This is a genomic window from Tsukamurella sp. M9C (assembly GCF_020169415.1).
GTDB lineage: Bacteria > Actinomycetota > Actinomycetes > Mycobacteriales > Mycobacteriaceae > Tsukamurella.
On sequence record NZ_JAIULG010000010.1, the window covers coordinates 47,985 to 65,178 of the forward strand.

16 protein-coding genes are annotated in these 17,194 nt (G+C 70.4%); 15 read left to right on the forward strand and 1 reads right to left on the reverse strand.

Translation table 11 applies throughout. The features are described from left to right. Nucleotides 1–417 precede the first annotated feature (417 nt). The 4 genes from LB823_RS07695 to LB823_RS07710 all read left to right on the forward strand — a co-directional run bounded on the left by LB823_RS07695 (nt 418) and on the right by LB823_RS07710 (nt 3,480). Complete coding sequence (locus tag LB823_RS07695; RefSeq protein WP_224646277.1) at nt 418–855, forward strand: very short patch repair endonuclease; 438 nt, start codon at nt 418–420, stop codon at nt 853–855. Between the two features lie 79 nt (nt 856–934). Then, entirely contained in the window at nt 935–2,377 is a 1,443-nt protein-coding gene (gene gndA / locus LB823_RS07700; RefSeq protein ID WP_224646191.1) for an NADP-dependent phosphogluconate dehydrogenase, read from the forward strand. A 138-nt stretch (nt 2,378–2,515) separates the two neighbouring features. Beyond that, nucleotides 2,516–2,896, forward strand: coding sequence for a hypothetical protein (locus LB823_RS07705; protein ID WP_224646193.1), 381 nt, complete (start codon nt 2,516–2,518; stop codon nt 2,894–2,896). Nucleotides 2,897–2,919: 23 nt separating this feature from the next. Next, the gene (locus LB823_RS07710; protein WP_224646195.1) at nt 2,920–3,480 is read left to right on the forward strand and encodes a DUF3558 domain-containing protein; all 561 of its coding nucleotides are present in this window, start codon (nt 2,920–2,922) and stop codon (nt 3,478–3,480) included. A 7-nt stretch (nt 3,481–3,487) separates the two neighbouring features. Here the strand turns inward: LB823_RS07710 and LB823_RS07715 are convergent, their stop codons facing one another. Beyond that, complete coding sequence (locus tag LB823_RS07715) at nt 3,488–4,150, reverse strand: helix-turn-helix domain-containing protein (RefSeq protein ID WP_308011428.1); 663 nt, start codon at nt 4,148–4,150, stop codon at nt 3,488–3,490. Between the two features lie 134 nt (nt 4,151–4,284). On the opposite strand from LB823_RS07715, the gene LB823_RS07720 reads away from it, so the two are divergent. The 11 genes from LB823_RS07720 (at nt 4,285) to LB823_RS07770 (ending at nt 17,153) form a co-directional block, all read left to right on the forward strand. Beyond that, nucleotides 4,285–5,829, forward strand: coding sequence for an amino acid permease (locus tag LB823_RS07720; RefSeq protein ID WP_224646197.1), 1,545 nt, complete (start codon nt 4,285–4,287; stop codon nt 5,827–5,829). Nucleotide 5,830: 1 nt separating this feature from the next. Continuing rightward, nucleotides 5,831–6,673 carry an urea amidolyase associated protein UAAP1 gene (locus LB823_RS07725; protein WP_224646199.1) on the forward strand — a complete coding sequence of 281 codons (843 nt, stop codon included), beginning with the start codon at nt 5,831–5,833 and terminating at the stop codon, nt 6,671–6,673. 28 nt (nt 6,674–6,701) lie between these two features. Then, entirely contained in the window at nt 6,702–7,301 is a 600-nt protein-coding gene (locus LB823_RS07730; RefSeq protein WP_224646201.1) for an urea amidolyase associated protein UAAP2, read from the forward strand. Next, complete coding sequence (locus tag LB823_RS07735; protein ID WP_224646203.1) at nt 7,298–9,289, forward strand: 5-oxoprolinase/urea amidolyase family protein; 1,992 nt, start codon at nt 7,298–7,300, stop codon at nt 9,287–9,289. The genes LB823_RS07730 and LB823_RS07735 overlap by 4 nt, the downstream gene beginning before the upstream one ends. After that, nucleotides 9,286–10,932, forward strand: coding sequence for an allophanate hydrolase (atzF, locus tag LB823_RS07740; protein ID WP_224646205.1), 1,647 nt, complete (start codon nt 9,286–9,288; stop codon nt 10,930–10,932). Before LB823_RS07735 ends, atzF begins: the two co-directional genes overlap by 4 nt. A 155-nt stretch (nt 10,933–11,087) precedes the next feature. Continuing rightward, a complete protein-coding gene (locus tag LB823_RS07745; protein ID WP_224646207.1) occupies nt 11,088–12,113 on the forward strand; it encodes a tripartite tricarboxylate transporter substrate binding protein in 1,026 nt (341 codons plus the stop codon). Beyond that, nucleotides 12,110–12,622 carry a tripartite tricarboxylate transporter TctB family protein gene (locus LB823_RS07750; protein WP_102101579.1) on the forward strand — a complete coding sequence of 171 codons (513 nt, stop codon included), beginning with the start codon at nt 12,110–12,112 and terminating at the stop codon, nt 12,620–12,622. The genes LB823_RS07745 and LB823_RS07750 overlap by 4 nt, the downstream gene beginning before the upstream one ends. Nucleotides 12,623–12,624: 2 nt before the next feature. Continuing rightward, nucleotides 12,625–14,133 carry a tripartite tricarboxylate transporter permease gene (locus tag LB823_RS07755; RefSeq protein WP_224646209.1) on the forward strand — a complete coding sequence of 503 codons (1,509 nt, stop codon included), beginning with the start codon at nt 12,625–12,627 and terminating at the stop codon, nt 14,131–14,133. Between the two features lies 1 nt (nt 14,134). Beyond that, nucleotides 14,135–14,497 carry a universal stress protein gene (locus tag LB823_RS07760; RefSeq protein ID WP_224646211.1) on the forward strand — a complete coding sequence of 121 codons (363 nt, stop codon included), beginning with the start codon at nt 14,135–14,137 and terminating at the stop codon, nt 14,495–14,497. Nucleotides 14,498–14,649: 152 nt separating this feature from the next. Beyond that, on the forward strand, nt 14,650–14,931 hold the full coding sequence (locus LB823_RS07765) for a DUF1490 family protein (RefSeq protein ID WP_068524855.1): 282 nt from the start codon (nt 14,650–14,652) through the stop codon (nt 14,929–14,931). Continuing rightward, nucleotides 14,931–17,153, forward strand: coding sequence for a cation-translocating P-type ATPase (locus LB823_RS07770; RefSeq protein ID WP_224646213.1), 2,223 nt, complete (start codon nt 14,931–14,933; stop codon nt 17,151–17,153). Before LB823_RS07765 ends, LB823_RS07770 begins: the two co-directional genes overlap by 1 nt. Nucleotides 17,154–17,194 lie beyond the last annotated feature (41 nt).

Below are 17,194 nucleotides of genomic sequence, written 5' to 3' on the forward strand. Positions count from 1 at the left end.
ACCACCCGCTCGCAGCTAGACGCGCTTTGAGTGATTCCCAATGTCTGTCGCCTTCGCGTGGGCCGGTGTACCAGGTCGCACGGTTGTTCCGCACCACCATGGGAGCGATGCCGCGGTCACGGACCGAGATCACATCCGCTTCGTGTCGAGCCCGAATCCTCTCGATGACGTCCCGGGTGGCTCCGAAGAGTGCGAGCTTCTTGAGAGCCTGCTCGGGTGTCGAGGAATCTAGTAGATCCTGGAAGACCTCGTACTGACCTTCGAACTGTCCATCCACTGCGCTTGACACTCTCCCCGGTCCGATAAAGCCGCTTTGCCGACTCAGCATAAGGAGTGGACGGCCGCATCGTGTTCCAGGGCACACATCTCGGACACGGAGACGATTGTGGGTTCTCGATCGTGATCGATGATGGGGATATGGATTCATGGGCCACCGACGGCGGTGTGCGCCGCTCGATGCAATCGAACCGTCGCAGGGACACAGGGCCGGAGTTGGCGCTGCGTCGGGAAGTGCACCGTCGGGGGTTGCGCTTCTTCGTCGACAGAGCCCCGCTTCGCGAACTAGCGCGACGTCGTGCGGACCTGGTGTTCCCGCGCCTGAAGGTGGCGGTCTACCTGGACGGTTGCTTCTGGCACGGATGCCCGGAGCATCACTCGGTGAGTAAGACCAACGCGCAGTTCTGGGCGACCAAGGTTGCGAACAACCGTGCCAGGGACGAGGACACCAACCAGCGTCTCGAGGAAGCCGGCTGGACGGTGATCCGCGTGTGGGAACACGAGGACCCGGCGGTCGCGGCAGCGGAGATCAAGGCCGTCGTCGAGAAGGCGAAGAGGCACCGCCCGAAGAACAGGTGAGGTGGGGGCACCGTCGGGCATGGGGACGTAACGTAGGGGCCGAGTGTGAACCACCACGAGGAAGAGGGACGAACAAGCGATGAGCAGCAATGACGCCAAGGCGAACATCGGTGTGGTGGGGATGGCGGTGATGGGCTCGAACCTGGCCCGCAACCTGGCGTCCCGGGAGGGCAACACCGTCGCGATCTACAACCGCTCGCCGGAGAAAACGCACGAGGTCGCGAAGAACCACCCCGAGGCGAACTTCGTTGCCAGCGACACCATCGACGAGTTCGTCGCCAGCCTCGCGAAGCCGCGCACCGCGATCATCATGGTCCAGGCCGGCGCGGGCACGGACGCGGTGATCGAGCAGCTCAAGGAGCGGTTCGAGCCTGGCGACATCATCGTCGACGGCGGCAACGCCAACTTCCACGACACCATCGCCCGCGAGGCGAAGATCGCGCCGACGGGCATCCACTTCGTCGGCGCCGGCATCTCCGGCGGAGAAGAGGGCGCGCTCAAGGGCCCGTCGATCATGCCCGGCGGCACCGCCGAGTCGTACGAGACCCTCGGCCCGATCCTCGCGTCGATCGCCGCGGTCGCCGAGGGGGAGGCCTGCGTGACCCACGTGGGCACCGACGGCGCCGGCCACTTCGTCAAGATGATCCACAACGGCATCGAATATGCCGACATGGAGCTCATCGGCGAGGCCTACGACCTGCTGCGCAACGTGGCCGGCTACACGCCCGCCCAGATCTCGGGCCTGTTCGCCACGTGGAACGAGGGGCCGCTCAACAGCTACCTCATCGAGATCACCATCGACATCCTCAAGCACGTCGACGCGGAGACCGGCAAGCCCTTCGTCGACATCGTCACCGACCAGGCCGGCAGCAAGGGCACCGGCGTCTGGACCGTGCAGACCGCCCTCGACCTGGGCGTGCCGGTCGGCGGCGTCGCCGAGGCCGTCTTCGGCCGCGCTGTCTCGTCCAAGCGGGCGCAGCGCGACGCGGTCCGCGCGCTGGGCATCGAGCGCCCCACGGCGCCGCGGGTCGACGATTCCTTTGTTGACGACGTCGCGAAGGCCCTGTACGCCTCCAAGATCGTCGCCTACGCCCAGGGCTTCGACGCGATCATCGCCGGCGCGGAGAAGTACGGCTGGAACATCGACAAGGGCGCCGTCGCCAAGATCTGGCGCGGCGGCTGCATCATCCGCGCCCAGTTCCTCAACGTCCTGGCAGACGCTTACGCCGAGAACCCGAACCTCAACACCCTGCTCGAGGCACCGTACTTCGCGCAGGCCATCCGCGACGGCGAGGAGGCGTGGCGCCGGGTCGTCATCACCGCCACGCAGGCCGCCGTGCCGGTGCCGGGTTTCGCGACGGCGCTGAGCTACTTCGACTCGCTCAACGTCGACCGCCTGCCCGCCGCCCTCGTCCAGGGGCAGCGCGACTTCTTCGGCGCGCACACCTACAAGCGCGTCGACAAGTCGGGTACCTTCCACACCCTGTGGTCGGGCGACCGCAGCGAGGTGAAGACGGACTGAGCTCAACGTGAGGAGGGGCGTGGCCGCATCGGCCGCGCCCCTTCTCTGCTCGGTGGACGAGTTGGGAACCGATCGCCGAGCTGGTGCGTCCAATTGATGAGGGCGCGTGCTCGCCTGCCGGTGACGATCGGAGGAATCATGGGGAATCCCGACGCGGACAAGATCCGTCAGGAGGCGGAGCAGCGCATCGCCGACCGTCCGAACATGGTTCTCGACGGCGACCCGATCGAGGAGCTCGCCAAGGCGCATGATCGGCATGCGAAGAGGCTCGACGCGATCATCGTCTCGCTTGACCGGGTCGGTCGAGTCAACTACCTCGGTGACACGATCGAGGGGCGCGCAGCCACGTACAACATTGGTGTCGCAGTACACGACCATGACCATTCGGTAGTACAGAACTTCGCACGTGAAGCGGCTGAGTCTAGGACGATCGCCGGGGCACTACGTCAGATAGCCAAAGACCTGGGGGACACCGAGCTCGAGAACGCTGACGGAATTGGCAAGGTTCGGTGGACCTGAGGCGCTGGTGCGGGGCCGTGGTCGTGGCCGCTGCAATGCTCGTGTCCGCGTGCGCAGTGTCGGTGGACGGCGAGGCCGTCCCCGAGCGCGGCCCCGCGACAACGAGCGCGCGGCCACTGCCGTTCGTCCCGAAGTACGAAGGGCGCACCAACGAGCGGAACGACGGCACGAGCTTCGAACCCTGTACGGCATACAGTGACGACGAACTGCGAGCGCTTGGGGCTGATCCGCGCACTCTGGAAGATGTCATGATTTCGACCGCTCCCAACTATCGCGGGTGCCAATGGCAGTCACCCGACGGGACGGCATTCTTCAGCCAGGAACTTGGTAATGAGACCTCCCTTGCCGCGTACAAGGCGAAGCAAAGTCGTCGGCCCTGGCAGCCTGATCGTGTGATCAACGGGAAGACGGTAATCCTAACTACCGAGCGTGATGCGGGATGCTTCGCTTCGTTCATGTCCCAGAACGCGATCATCCACTCCGCTTACACAGTGGGGAGTATGAGGAGTCCTTCACGAGGTCTCGTGGACGAGTGCAACAAGGCGATCGAGTGGGCGACGCTGGCGATCTCGAAGGCGCCGTGATCGACGGCTACGCCAACACCCGCTGAATCGCCCGACAGATCGCGTCGACCACGCCGTCGCCGTCGAAGGCCGCAGCAAAACCAGAGCCGACGGCACCGTCGGACCGCAGGCCGATGACGGACTCCACGAGCCGGAACGGCAGGAGCACACGCGGGTCGCCGTCGTCGCCCAGAACAGCGGCGGCCAGGGAGCGATAGTGCGAGGCCAGCTCCGCCCGGTCGGCGCGGAACTCGGCGAACTCGTCGGCCGCCAGCTCGGGCAGGTGGTAGAGCGCACCCAGGTTGTACCGAGCCGCCAGCAGCTGCCCGGCGTCGGACCGGGCCAACGTCAGTAGGCGGTCCAGAGGCGAACCGTCGGCAGAGACCACGGAGCGTGCGAGTGCGAGCGGTGCCTGCACCGTCGCCTCCAGGAGCGCGGTCAGGATCTCGCCCTTGGTGGGGAAGTAGTGGTACAGCGAGGCCTGCCGGATGCCCACGGCCTCGGCGATCTGCCGCGTCGAGGTGGCCGCGTACCCGCGCTGCGTGAACAGCTCGGCCGCCGCGTCGAGGATCTCGTCGACGGCGGTGGCGCCGGGCCGGCGCGGGTCGTTCGCCCGCGGACGCCCCCGCTTACCTGCGGTTTCCGCCCCGCCGCCGGCTCCACCGCCGCCCCCGCTGTTCGCCTCCGTCACAGCGGCCAGGCTACCCGCCACGAAACATGTTCGTAGCGCCGGTTTTCCCAGTCCTTACAGCGGGGCAATCCGGGTGACCCCGGAGAACGGTTTTCTATCAACTGACAGATAGAGCTCCGACAGGGAAGCCGCCCATGACAACCACCCAACCCCGACACCATGATTCGGACGATCTGGCCCAGCTCGGCTATCAACCGCAGCTGCGCCGCTCGCTCGGGACGTTCGCGTCGTTCGCCGCCGGGTTCTCCTTCGTGTCCATCCTCACCACCATCTTCCAGCTGTTCGGCCTCGGCTACTCGCTGGGCGGGGCCGCCTTCTTCTGGACCTGGCCCCTCGTCTACGTCGGCCAGTTCCTCGTGGCGCTGTGCTTCGCCGAGATGGCTGCCCGCTACCCGATCTCCGGCGCGATCTACCAGTGGTCGCGGCGCCTCGGCGGCGAGGTGGTCGGCTGGTTCGGCGGCTGGTTCATGATCCTCGCGCAGATCGTCACCGCCGCGGCGGCCGCGATCGCGCTGCAGGTGGTGCTGCCCACCGTGTGGTCGGGCTTCCAGATCATCGGCGACGACCCGTCCCTCACCAGCTCCAGCGGCGCGGCCAACGCTGTCCTGCTCGGCACGGTCCTCCTGATCGTCACCACCACCATCAACTGCATCGGCGTGCACTGGATGAGCCGCATCAACGCCATCGGCGTCACCTGCGAACTCGTCGGCGTGGTCGCCGTCATCGGCGCCCTCGCGATGCATGCCCAGCGCGGGCCCCAGGTCGTCTTCGACATTTCGCACGCGACCACGACCAGCTCGGGCGGCTACCTGGGCGCCTTCATCGTCTCCGGCCTCATGGCCGCCTACGTCATGGTCGGCTTCGGCTCGGCGGGCGAGCTCGCCGAGGAGACCGTCAACCCCCGCCGCGTCGCGCCGCGCACCATCCGATTCGCCCTCACCGCCTCGGCGGTCGGCGGCGGCCTCATGCTGATCACCGCCCTCATGGCCGCGCCGACGCTGGGGGAGGAGCTCGCCACCGGCGGCCTGCCCTACGTGCTCCAGTCCGTCCTCGGCTCGTTCTGGGGCAAGGTCCTCCTGGTCGACGTGGCTGTGGCCGTCTTCATCTGCACGCTCGCCATCCAGACCGCGTGCAGCCGCCTCATCTTCTCCATGGCCCGCGACCACCGGCTCCCGTTCTCGGACCAGCTCTCCCGCGTGAACCCGCGCACCCAGGCGCCCGTCGCCCCGGCCGTACTCATCGGCGTCCTCTGCGTCGCCGTCCTGCTGGTCAACGTGGGCAACCCCGCGATCTTCGCGACCCTCGCCAGCGTGTGCATCGTGCTCATCTACCTCGCCTACCTGTCGGTGACGGTGCCGATGCTCTACCAGCGGCTCCGCGGCTGGCCGCACGGCGCCACCGTCCGCGACTCCGAGGGGAAGCCCGTCTTCACCCTGGGCCGCTGGGGAGTGCCGATCAACGCCGCCGCTGTCCTCTACGGCGGAGCGATGGTGATCAACCTCGCCTGGCCGCGCGCCGAGATCTACGACCCCACAGGCCAATCCCCGCTCCTGCAGTGGGCCGGCCCGATCACCATCGCGGTCGTCGTCATCGCGGGCATCGCCTGCTTCCCGCGCCGCGCGCACCCGCGCCCCGTCACCGCCGTCCTCCCGAACCTCCCCGCCACGAAAGGCATCTGACGTGACTGCCATCGCCGAGTCCACCGCCACCACCCAGGGCGCCCGCGACCACGCCCGCGCCCAGGCCGACACCCGCGTCGAAGGCATGCCGACGGTGCCCGCCACCGCCTGGCCCGACCCGCCCGCCGGCGTGCCCGCCGACGCCCTCACCTGGGCGGAGACCGTCCCGGGCGGCCGCTACACCTCGAAGGTGCTGGCGCGCGGCACCCGAATCCGCCTGACCGACACCGTCGGCACCGCCTGCGCGAACATCCTCCTCTGGCGCGCCGACGCCCCCTGGGAACGGCTCAACGTCGCCGACACCGTCAAGGTGCCGTGGCAGGCCTACATCGGCGCGGGCCACCCGCTGCTCTCCGACCAGGGGCGCGTGCTCGCCACCGTCGTCGCCGACGACTCCGGCCACCACGACGCCCTCTGCGGCACCACCACGCTCGCCACCAACACCGCCAAGTACGGCGCGGGGGAGGCGCATTCGGACAGCCCCGCCGGCCGCGAACTGCTCGTGCTCGCCGCCGCCAAGCACGGCCTCACGCCCACCGACGTCGCCCCGTCCGTCTCCTTCTTCCACGGCGTCACCGTGGAGGCCGACGGTGCCCTCGCCTCCACCGGCAGCGCGGGGGCGGGCAAGACGGTGGAGCTCGTGCTGCACCTGCCGTGCATCGTCGCCGTCGCGAACACCGCCCACCCGCTCGACCCGTCGCCGACCTTCGACACCGGCCTGCTTGAGGTGATGGCCTGGCGCGCCGACGACGACCTGGCCGCGCTCGTCGCCGCCACCGACACCGACCCCGAATACCAGCGCGCCGTGGCGAACTCCGAGGACGCCCACCGCGCCGCGCGCTGACCGCCGAAAACCGACCGAAGGACCAACCATGATCGCCACCGTCACCCCGCGGGCGCCCTGGTCGGGCATCGTCCCCGCCGGCCACACCCTCACCATGACCGACCTGCACGGCAACCAGGCCGTCGACACCCTCTTCTACGGCGCGCACGACCACACCGTCCGCTACAGCGCCCAGCAGACGATCCTCGGCCAGGGCAACATCTTCCTGGGCGCCGGAACCGTGATCCGCGACCAGGAGTCGCGCCCGATGATGACCATCGTCGACGACGAGGTCGGCCACCACGACACCCTCGGCGGCGCCTGCTCCCAGGAGTCCAACACGCTGCGCTACGGCCACCACACCAAGCACCAGCACGCCTGCGTCGAGAACTTCCTCATCGAGGGCAGCCGGCACGGCCTCGGCAAGCGCGACCTGGTGGGCAACGTCAACTTCTACATGTACGTCCCCGTGGACCCCGACGGCACGCTCGGCATCGTCGACGGACTCTCCGCCCCGGGGAAGAAGGTGGTGCTCCGCGCCGAGATCGACACCCTCGTGCTGATCTCCAACTGCCCGCAGATCAACAACCCCTGCAACGGCTTCGACCCCACCGCCGTCGAACTCGAGATCTCGGAGGCCGCCGCATGACGACCCTCACCGTTATCCGCCCCGGCCCGATGACCACCGTGCAGGACTGGCCCGGCCGCGCCGGCTACTGGTCGATCGGGGTCCCGCCGTCCGGCCCGATGGACGACCTCTCCTTCCGCCTCGCCAACCTGGCCGTCGGCAACGACGAGGGCGCACCGGAATTCGAGTGCACCCTCGGCGGCCTCGCCGTCACCGTCGACGAACCCACCACCGTCGCGGTCACGGGCGCCCCCGTCACGGTCACCGTCGACGGGACGCCCGTCCCCACCTGGGCGCCCGTCGAACTCTTGCCAGGGCAGCAGCTCGCCGTCGGCGCCACCGGATCGCTCGGCATGCGCGTGTACCTCGCCGTCCGCGGCGGGGTGACGGTGCCCGAGTACCTCGGCAGCGCCTCGACGTTCACGCTGGGGAAGTTCGGCGGCCACGACGGCCGGACCCTCGCCGCCGGCGACGAACTGCCCCTCGGCACCGCCGCCGTCACCGCCCCGCGCCGCATCCTCGACGACGAGGTCCCCGCGTTCACCACCCAGTGGCAGCTCGCGGTCACCGTCGGACCGCACTCCGCCCCCGAGTACTTCACCGATGCCGACATCGCGACCCTCTACGGCACGGCCTACGAGGTGCACTTCAACTCCGACCGCACCGGCGTCCGGCTCATCGGCCCCAAGCCCGAGTGGGCCCGCCCCGACGGCGGCGAGGCCGGCCTGCACCCGTCGAACATCCACGACAACGCGTATTCCGTGGGCGCACTGGACTTCACCGGCGACACCCCGATCCTGCTGGGCCCCGACGGCCCCAGCCTGGGCGGCTTCGTCTGCCCGGTCACCGTGACCACGGCCGATCGCTGGAAGCTGGGGCAGCTCCGCCCCGGCGATGCCGTGCGTTTCGTCCCCGTCCGCGCCGCCGCGGCCGCCTCGCCCGGCGCCGTCGGCACCGCACGGCGCGCGAACCTGCCCGTCGTGCTGTCCGCCGGCGGCGACGCCGACGACGGCGTCCTCGCCCGCTCCATGACGGCCGACGCCGAAACCACCATCACCTACCGCCGCTCGGGCGACGACAACATCCTCGTCGAGTACGGCGCCATGACACTGGACCTGGAGTCGCGGGCCCGCGTCCACGCGCTCGAGCAGCGGCTGCGCGCCGAATCTCCGCGGGGCCTGATCGATCTCACCGCCGGCGTGCGCAGCCTGCAGGTGAAGTTCGACCCGACCGCGCTGAGCCAGCCCGCGGCCCTCGATTGGATCCGCGAGGCGGAGTCGCAGCTCCCCGCCGCGGACGACATGATCGTGCCGAGCCGCACCGTCTCCCTGCCGCTCTCCTGGGACGACCCGAGCACCCGTGAGGCGATCGAGCGGTACGTCCTCGGCGTCCGCGGCGACGCTCCGTGGTGCCCGTGGAACATCGAGTTCATCCGCCGCATGAACGGCCTCCGTTCCGTCGAGGACGTGCAGCGGATCGTCTTCGACGCCTCGTACCTCGTGCTGGGCCTCGGCGACGTGTACCTCGGTGCGCCCGTGGCCGTCCCGCTCGACCCGCGGCACCGCCTGGTGACCACCAAGTACAACCCCGCGCGCACCTGGACGCCGGAGAACGCCGTCGGCATCGGCGGCGCGTACCTGTGCATCTACGGCATGGAGGGGCCCGGCGGCTACCAGTTCGTGGGCCGGACGACGCAGGTGTGGAACCACCGGCACCCGCTCAGGGCGGGCGGCTTCGAGCCCGAACACCCCTGGCTGCTGCGGCACTTCGACCGGATCAGCTGGTATCCCGTCGGCACCGAGGAGCTCGCGGACCTGCGCGCCGACACAGCCGCCGGCCGCGGCTCCGTCGACATCACGCCCGGATCCTTCTCGCTCTCCGCGCACCGCGCCTTCCTGGCCCGCGAGGCCGACGACATCGCCCGGGTACGGTCCGCGATGGAGATCGCCCGCGACGAGGAGCGCGGCCGGTGGGCGGCCGCCGGCGAGTTCACGAGGAGCGCAGCATGACCCGCGTCGCCGACATCTACCGGCGCATCGCCGCCGACGACCGCCCCGAGGCCTTCCTCTCCCTGCGCCCCGAGGAGGAGGTCGCCGCCGAGTACACCGCATCGCTCGCCGCGGGCGGGCCGCTCGCGGGCATCGTCCTCGCCGTGAAGGACAACGTCGACGTGGCAGGTCTGCCGACCACCGCCGCCTGCCCCGGCTACGCCTACCGTCCCGAGACCGACGCCGCAGCCGTCGCCGCTCTGCGCGCCGCCGGCGCGGTGGTGATCGGCAAGACGAACCTCGACCAGTTCGCCACCGGCCTCGTCGGCACCCGCAGCCCCTACGGCGCCGTCCGGGATTCCCGGCGACCCGAACACGTCTCGGGAGGGTCGAGCTCCGGATCGGCCGTCGCCGTGGCCCTCGACTACGCCGACATCGCCATCGGCACCGACACCGCGGGCTCGGGCCGCGTGCCGGCCGGGCTGCAGGGCATCGTCGGCATCAAGCCGACGATCGGCGTCGTCGGCACCGACGGGGTCGTGCCCGCGTGCGCGTCGTACGACTGCGTCACGGTGTTCGCCCGCGACGTCACCACGGCGAACCTCGCCATGTCGGTCATGGGCGCCACCGGCACCCGCCGGTGGGCCGCCGACACCCCGTTCGCCGCCGCACCCGACGCGGCGCTCGCGATCCCCGCCGAGCTCCCCGCCCTACCCACTGCCTGGCGGGAGGCCTTCGACGGTGCCGTCGCCCGCGCCGAGGCGGCCGGGCTGCGGGTCAAGCCCGTCGACGTCTCCGAGCTGCTCGCCGCCGCCAAGCTCCTGTACGACGGCGCGCTGGTCGCCGAGCGGTACAGCGCGGTGGGCGGATTCGTCACCGCGGCGGGCGACGACGCGGGACTGGACCCGACGGTGGCCGGCATCGTGCGCGCCGCGCGCGACCTTCCCGCGCACCGTCTGGCCTCCGACCAGGCCGAGCTGCGCGCCGTCGCCGCGCGCGCCGCGGCGCTGTTCGACGGCTTCGCCGGGCTCATGGTGCCCACCGCGCCGCGCCACCCGACCCTCGCCGAGGTGGCCGCCGACCCGGTCGGGGTGAACGCGGAGCTGGGGACCTACACCAACTTCTGCAACCTCCTCGACCTGTGCGGCGTCGCCGTCCCGGCGGGGGAGACCGCCGACGGCGCGCAGTTCGGCATCACGGTGCTGGCTCCTGCGGGCCACGACGGGGTCGCGCTTGACCTCGCGGCTCGGATCACCGGCGCGCAGCCCGTGGCGCCGTGGAACCTCGACCTCGCCGGCGCGGTGGACCTGGCGGTCTTCGGCGCGCACCTGCGTGGACAGCCGCTCGAGCACGAGCTGACCTCGCTCGGGGCGTACTGGGCGGGGGAGATCCGGACCGCCGACGAGTACCGGCTGGTGGAGCTCGCGACGACGCCGCCCAAGCCGGGCCTCGTCCACGACACCGACCACGGCCGCGGCATCCGCGGCGAGCTCTGGCGACTCGCACCCGCGGCGCTGGGAACCTTCCTCACCCGGCTGCCCGCACCCATGACGCTCGGCTCGGTGGTGCTCGACGACGGCAGCACCGTGGTCGGCTTCGGCTGCCAGGCCTCGGCGCTGAGCGACGCGCGGGAGCTCGACGTGGACCACTGGCTCGATCGATGATCGGAATCGGCTGCGGGGCAAAGCTCTCACCGCAGGGAGGGAGTTCTGCGCGTTTCGCGCATTCTGCTCTTTACTGAGATTTTCCGTTTCGGTCAGGCGCCGTTTGCGCGGCGATAATCTGGCGTCCTCATCAGCTCGACGAGGAGGCCACGGTCGTGACGGACAGCTCGGACGAAGCGGGACGGACGAAAAGTCCACCGGGACAGCGCAACATGGTCGCGCTTGCCATCTACGCGATCATCGTCGTCGTGGTGGTCTCCATGGCGGTCTTCTACTCCTTCCAACGCGGCGGCCTCTCCGCCGACATCCGTAACAAGGCCACACTGATCGCGCCCGCCGGCGCGGGCGGCGGCTGGGACCTCGTCATGCGCGAGGCGCAGGCGATCATGCGGGAGCAGAAGATCGCCACCAACATCCAGGTCGTCAACGTGCCCGGCGCCGCGGGCACCATCGGCCTGTCCCGGCTGCACTCGATGCCGGGCCGCGCCGACGTCGTCATGGTCGGCGGCACCGGCCTCGTCGCGGGCGTCCAGCAGACCAAGTCCGCGGTGACGATGACCGACGTGACCCCGGTCGCGCGGATCTTCGAGGAATACGACGTGCTCGTCGTCCCCGCGAACTCCCCGTACAAGTCCGTCGACGACCTGGTCGCGGCCTGGAAGAGCAACCCGCACTCGATCCCGTTCACCGGCGGCGGCAGCTTCGACCAGCTCGTCATGGCCCAGTTCGCCAAGGCCGCCGGGATCGACCCGAAGAACACCACCTACATCCCCAAGGCCGGCGGCGGCGAGGTCGCCCAGGCCCTGGTCACCGGCACCGCGAAGGCCGCCTTCTCGGGCTACGCCGACCTCATCGACCAGATCCAGTCCGGCCGCCTCCGCGGCCTCGCCATGGCGGCCAAGGAGCCCCTCGACGGCGTGGACTTCCCGACGCTGCGCCAGCTCGGTTACGACGTGACCCTCGCCAACTGGCGCGCCCTGTTCGGTCCGCCCGGCATCTCCCCGGCGGACGTGAAGAACATCCGCGACGTCTTCGACGAGGTCATGCGCACTCAGGATTGGGCCGACGCCGAACGCAACAACAAGTGGACCAGGGCCTGGCTCGAGGGCCCGGACCTGACCACCTTCATCGCCGACGAGGATCGCGTCATCGCCGGCCTGTACAAGGAGCTGGGCAAATGACCGCGCAGGCAGACGAAGCGGACGCCGCGGCCAAGGGCACGGGCAACGGGCTCGGCGCGCTCGTCGTCCCCGCGATCCTGGCAATCGCCAGCACCCTCGTGGTGATCGGCAACCTCACCATGGACGTGCAGTCCGACGACAGCCCCGGCCCGACGTTCTTCCCGTGGCTCCTCGCGATCGTCGGCTACGCGCTCGCCGCCGCTCTCGCGGTGCACTTCGTCCGCAACCCGGACGAGCTGGCGCGCTCGGAGACGAAGTTCCGTACCTACACCGACTGGGCCGCCGCCGGCTGGCTCATCGGCGGACTCATCGCCTTCGCGGTGCTCCTCGACGTGCTCGGCTGGATCCTGGCCGCCGCGCTCCTGTTCTGGTGCGTGACACGGGCCTTCAACAGCAAGCGGCCGCTCTTCGACGTCTCCGTCGGGCTGCTGCTCTCCAGCCTCGTCTTCCTGATCTTCGGCGTCCTGCTGGACGTTCCGCTCCCGTCCGGAATCCTGGGAGGACTGTAACCATGGACCAGTTCGGACTCCTGCTCGACGGGTTCGCCGGCGCCCTTTCGCCGTCGAACCTCATGTGGGTCGTCATCGGCTGTCTCATCGGTACCGCGGTGGGCGTGCTGCCCGGCCTCGGCTCCTCGATGGCCGTGGCGCTGCTGCTCCCGATGACCTTCGCGCTCAACCCGACCGCGGCCTTCATCCTCTTCTCCGGCGTCTACTTCGGCGGCCTGTTCGGCGACTCGACGATGGCCATCCTCATGAACACCCCGGGACAGGCATCGTCCATCGCCTCGACCTTCGAGGGCCACCAGATGGCGAAGAACGGTCGCGCGCCGCAGGCACTCGCGACCGCGGCGATCGGCGCCTTCATCGGCGGCATGATCGCCTCGATCCTCGTCGTCTTCCTCGCCCCGTTCATGGCGGACCTGTCCACGCAGTTCGGTCCGGCCGAGTACTTCGCGCTCTCGCTGCTCGCCTTCGGCGCGATCTCCTCCGTCGTCTCGGAATCGGTGCTCAAGGGGCTCGCCTCACTGGTGATGGGCCTGATGTTCGCGACCGTCGGCATCGACCAGATCTCCGGCACCGAACGCTTCACCTTCGGCTCCGCGAACCTCTTCGACGGCATCTCACTGGTGATCGTCGCCGTCGGCATGCTGGCCCTCGGCGAGATCATCATCGTCGCCTCGCGGATCCGCCGCGACCCCGCCCCGAAGGCGCTCGGCGCCAAGGCCGGCCGCGCCTGGCTCTCCAAGGCGGAGTTCACGGAGGCTCTCCCGGCGTGGGGCCGCGGCACCGCGATCGGCTTACCCTTCGGCGTGATCCCGGTCGGCGGCTCGGAGGTCCCCACCTTCCTCGCCTACGACGTGGAGCGCCGCCTGGACCGCCGCCGCAAGGTCCCCATGTTCGGCAAGGGCGCGATCCGCGGCCTCGCCGCGCCGGAGGCCGCCGGCAACTCGACCACCGGCATGGCGATGGGAGCGCTGCTCTCGCTGGGTCTCCCGGTCTCGGCGACCGCCGCGATCATGCTCGCCGCGTTCCGGCAGTACGGCCTGCAGCCCGGGCCGCTGCTGTTCGACAACTCGCCGGACCTGGTGTGGGCGCTGCTCGCCAGCTTCTTCATCGCCATGGTGGTGCTGCTCATCATCAACCTGCCCTTCGCGCAGTTGTGGGCGAAGCTGCTGCTGATCCCCGCGCCGTACCTGTACGGCAGCATCGTGGTCTTCTGCGGCCTCGGCATCTACGCGACGTCGCCGACGATGTTCGACCTGCTGCTCTTCCTCGCGATCGGCCTGTTGGCCTTCGTCTTCAAGCGCTACGACATCCCGATCGCACCCCTGCTCATCGGCATGGTGCTCGGACCGCTCGCCGAGACCAGCCTGCGCGACGCCCTGCTCTCCTCCGACGGCGACTACTCCGTCTTCGTCTCGTCGCCGATCTCGATCACCCTCTACGCCCTGCTCCTCGCCGTGCTCCTGATCAAGGCGCGCCAGGTCGTGACCGCCCGCACCGGAAAGGACATCTGACATGACGATCCTCGTCGCCCACTCGACCACCCCCGAGAGCGCCGCCGCGCTCGAGGCCGCCTATCGCGAGGCGGAGCGCAGGCCGGGGGAGCCCATCGTCGTCTTCCTGCTCGACGGTGACGCCCCCGACGTCGCGGAGGCAACCGCGCGCGGCCTCACCGTGACCATCGAGCGCCCGAAGGAGTTCGAGAAGGACCCGGTGGGCGGCGTCGTCGACGCCGCGACCGCGCTGGACGCGTCCGTCCTGGTGATCGGGATCAAGCACCGCACCGCGACCGGCAAGCTCCTGTTCGGCTCGTCGGCGCAGCGGATCCTGCTCGACGCGACCTGCCCCGTACTCGCGGTGAAGGTCGCGCAGGGCTGAGACGCGGCGCCCCCGCCGCCTCGCCCCGGGAACGCGCGCAAGACGGCCCACCGTGTTGTGCGTTACGTTCCATCGGTCCCGCCTCGCGCGGTACGCTGTTGGAAATGATGTTCGATAGGTGGTGCGACGCCGCCTGACGAAGGGACGATCCGATGGCGGTTCAGGCGGTACTCCTCAAGGCGGGCTCCGCGCTCGTGACCGGCCTCGTCGGCGCTGCGGCGTACGAGGCGACCAAGAAGGCGCTCGCCAAGGCGCCGCTGCGCGAGAGCGCGGTCGCCGCGACGGCACTGGGACTCAAGGGCAGCCGGAAGGCCGAGGAGGTCGCCGAGAACGTGCGACTGAACGCCGCGGACATCCTGGCCGAGGCCAAGGAGCGGGTCGGCGAGGAGTCGACCCCACCGGCGACCGGCGCCGCGCACGACCACGACCACTGATGACCGCGCTGTCCGAGCCGGCGGGCCGTGTCGTCTCGCAGGCCGCCGGCCGGCTGCGCTGGGTGCTCGATGACCTCATCGGAGCGACACCGCAGCGTCGCATCGCGGTCGAGGACGCGGTGCTGGCGATCGCCGGAGTGCGCGCGGCGCACGCCTACAGCCACACCGGGTCCCTCGTGGTCTGGCATCGCAGCGACGTCGATCCCGCGCGCATCGCCGAGGCCGCCGCGGAGGGGCTCGCCGCCGACACCTCCCTCGTCGCCCGGCACGCGCCGCACTCGGCCGACGTGACCAATGCGGATCTGCTCCGGATGGGGCTCGGCGCCGCGGCGCTGGTGCTCCTCGGCCTGCGCCGCTACGCCTTCCGCCGACCGCCGCTGCTCGGTCCCGGCACGCGGACCGCGGCGACCGCGATCACCGTCTTCACCGGCTACCCGTTCCTGCGTGGCGCCCTGCGGGCGTTGCGCGGCGGACGCGCCGGCACGGATGCCCTCGTCTCGGCGGCCACCATCGCGAGCCTCCTCCTGCGCGAGAACGTCGTCGCGCTGACGGTGCTGTGGCTCCTCAACATCGGTGAGTTCCTCCAGGACCTCACGCTGCGCCGCACTCGGCGCGCGATCTCGGACCTGCTGCGCGGCAACACCGATTCGGCCTGGCTGCGGCTCGCCGACGGTGCCGAGGTGCAGGTTCCGATCGACGCACTCGACGTCGGCGACGTCGTCATCGTGCACGATCACGTGGCGGTACCGGTGGACGGCGTCGTGGTCGACGGGCTCGCCGTCGTCGACCAGGCCGCGCTCACCGGGGAGACGCTTCCTGTCACCATCGAACCGGGCGCGACGGTGCACGCGGGAGCGGTGGTCGTCTCGGGACGGCTCGTCGTGCGCGCCACGGCCGTGGGCGCCGACACCGCCATCGGCCGCATCATCGAGCGGGTCGAGGAGGCCGAGCGGGACCGGGCGCCGATCCAGACCGTCGGGGACAACTTCTCCCGCCGCTTCGTCCCCGGGTCGTTCCTGCTGTCCGGGCTCACCCTGCTCCTGACCCGGGATCTGCGTCGCGCGATGACGATGCTGCTCATCGCGTGTCCTTGCGCGGTGGGCCTGTCGACGCCGACCGCGATCAGCGGCGCCATCGGCAACGGTGCGCGGCGCGGCATCCTCATCAAGGGCGGTTCGCACCTCGAGGAGGCGGGCTCGGTCACGGCGGTGGTCTTCGACAAGACCGGCACCCTGACCACGGGACGCCCGGTGGTCACCAACGTGGTCTCGTTCCGCGACGACTGGACGCCGGAGCAGGTGCTCGCGCACGCGGCGAGCTCCGAGATCCACTCCCGGCACCCCCTGGCGGAGGCCGTCATCCGCTCCACCGAGGAGCGGCACATCGAGATCCCCAGTCACGCGGAGTGCGAGGTCATCGTCGGACTCGGCATGCGGACCCAGGCCGAGGACGGCCGCGTGCTCCTGCTGGGGAGCCCGGCGCTCCTGGAACAGCACGGCGTGGCCGTGGGCGTCGACGCCGCGCGGTGGGTCGAGCGGCTCCGCGCCGAGTGCGAGACGCCGCTGCTCCTCGCGGTGGACGGCGCCCTGACCGGCCTCGTCAGCCTGCGCGACGAGGTGCGCACCGAGGCCGCCGAGACCCTCGCCGCCGTCGCGGCGGCGGGCATCGGCACCGTCGTCATGCTCACGGGCGACCATCCGGCGACGGCGGCCGCCATCGCCGCCGAGCTCGGCATCACCCGATGGCGCGCTGAAGTGATGCCCGAGGACAAGCTGGCCGAAGTCCGGGCGCTGCAGGACGAGGGCCACGTGGTCGCGATGGTCGGCGACGGCGTCAACGACGCGCCCGCGCTCGCGGCGGCGGACGTGGGGATCGCGATGGGCCTCGCGGGGACCGACGTGGCGGTCGAGACCGCCGACGTGGCGCTCGCCGGCGACGACCTGCGCAACGTCCTCGACGTCGTGGATCTCGGCCGACGGGCCGTCGACGTGATCCGGCAGAACTACGGCATGTCGATCGCGGTCAACTCGGTCGGCCTGCTCGTCGGCGCGGGCGGCGCGCTCTCGCCCGTCCTGGCGGCGATCCTGCACAACGCCTCCTCGGTCGCGGTCGTGCTCAACAGCTCGAGGCTGATCCGCTACCGGCTCGCCGAATCCGCCGGGCACTCGCCGGGACCCCGGACCGCCGCGCTGCGCGAGGGCGGCGCGGAAGAGGGACGTTAACTTCGTGTTTCCAGCCTGTTGCGCCTGACGATCTGGCTTGA